The organism is Streptomyces thermovulgaris (genome assembly GCF_002155915.1).
In the GTDB taxonomy this organism is placed as follows: Bacteria; Actinomycetota; Actinomycetes; order Streptomycetales; family Streptomycetaceae; genus Streptomyces; species Streptomyces thermovulgaris.
Map to the genome: position 1 here is coordinate 335 of NZ_MUME01000587.1, position 247 is coordinate 581.

Below are 247 nucleotides of genomic sequence, written 5' to 3' on the forward strand. Positions count from 1 at the left end.
CGCACCGCACGACAGAAGCACACGAGAACTGAGAGCACGGGATGGCAGAGCAGACCCACGTCCTGTTCGTCGAGGACGACGACGTCATTCGTGAGGCCACACAGCTCTCCCTGGAGCGGAACTGCTTCAGGGTCACGGCCATGCCCGACGGGCTGTCGGGGCTGGAGGCGTTCCGGGCCCAGCAGCCCGACATCGCGCTGCTGGACGTGATGCTCCCCGGCCTCGACGGCGTCAGCCTGTGCCGCCG

The 247-nt window shown here is 68.0% G+C and carries 1 protein-coding gene; it reads left to right on the forward strand.

From position 1 onward, the window contains the following. Positions 1 to 41: 41 nt before the first annotated feature. Positions 42 to 247: response regulator (locus CCN35_RS27470; RefSeq protein ID WP_143631935.1), on the forward strand; the 206-nt coding region annotated here is incomplete at its 3' end.